Raw genomic sequence first — 1,182 nt, forward strand, 5'->3', positions numbered from 1 at the left:
GCTGACCGCCAACGACCCCTGCCCCGTGGTGGGTTCGGGCGCGCCGCACGCCCGCCACGCCGCCCGGATCCCGCGCCAGGATCCGGGCTCCGTCGCGTCCGGCGCGGCCCGCGGCACCACGGACCCCGAAAGATGTCATGAGTATCTCCCGATGACGGGCATGACATCGGGGCCGTACGGCGTTACCTTCGTCAAGTTGGCCGGAAGTCGCACAGGAGGCCCCGTGAAGGCAGAGAACGAGCAGCGCACGGGTTTGCTCTACGGATTCGGCGCATACGGGATGTGGGGGCTGGTGCCCCTCTTCTGGCCGCTCCTCAAGCCCTCCGGGGCGATCGAGATCCTCGCCCACCGCATGGTGTGGTCCCTGGCCGTGGTCGGTCTGGCGCTGCTCGCGCTGCGCCGTTGGGGCTGGATACGGGAGCTGCTCCGCCAGCCCCGCAAGCTCGGCCTGACCGCGCTGGCCGCCTCGGTGATCAGCGTGAACTGGGGCCTCTACATCTGGGCCGTCAACAACGAGCATGTCGTCGAGGCCAGCCTCGGCTACTTCATCAATCCCCTGGTCAGCATCGCCATCGGCGTGCTGGTGCTCGGTGAGCGGCTGCGCCGCGCCCAGTGGGTGGCGGTCGGCCTCAGCTTCGCCGCCGTGCTGGTGCTCGCCATCGGCTACGGGCGGCCGCCGTGGATCTCGCTGATCCTCGCCTTCTCCTTCGCCACGTACGGGCTGATCAAGAAGAAGCTCGACATGGGCGGCCTGGAGTCGCTGGCCGCCGAGACGGCCGTGCTGTTCCTGCCCGCCCTCGGATACGTCCTGTGGCTCGGTGCGCAGGGCGGGTCCACCTTCGCCTCGCACGGGGTCGCCCACTCGCTCCTACTGGCCGCGACCGGCCTGGTCACGGCGATCCCGCTGGTGTTCTTCGGGATGGCCGCGATCCGCGTCCCGCTGTCCACCCTGGGGCTGCTCCAGTACATGGCCCCGGTCTTCCAGTTCGGGCTCGGGGTCCTGTACTTCCACGAGGCGATGCCGCCCGAGCGCTGGGCGGGCTTCTCCCTGGTGTGGGCCGCGCTCGTGATCCTCACCTGGGAGGCGCTGCGTACGGCGCGGCGGTCCCGGGTCAGGCCGGCGGCGGTGCCGGCCACCTTGGCGACGCCGGCCCGCGAGCCCGCGTAACGCCGCCCAGGAGC

The 1,182-nt window shown here is 71.1% G+C and carries 1 protein-coding gene; it reads left to right on the top strand.

Annotation, left to right across the window (positions count from 1 at the left end):
* Positions 1-223: 223 nt before the first annotated feature.
* Entirely contained in the window at positions 224-1,168 is a 945-nt protein-coding gene (rarD, locus tag ACWGIU_RS38210) for an EamA family transporter RarD (RefSeq protein WP_453712740.1), read from the top strand.
* The last annotated feature ends 14 nt before the right edge of the window (positions 1,169-1,182 follow it).

The sequence above is a fragment of the Streptomyces sp. NPDC054840 genome (genome assembly GCF_053611065.1).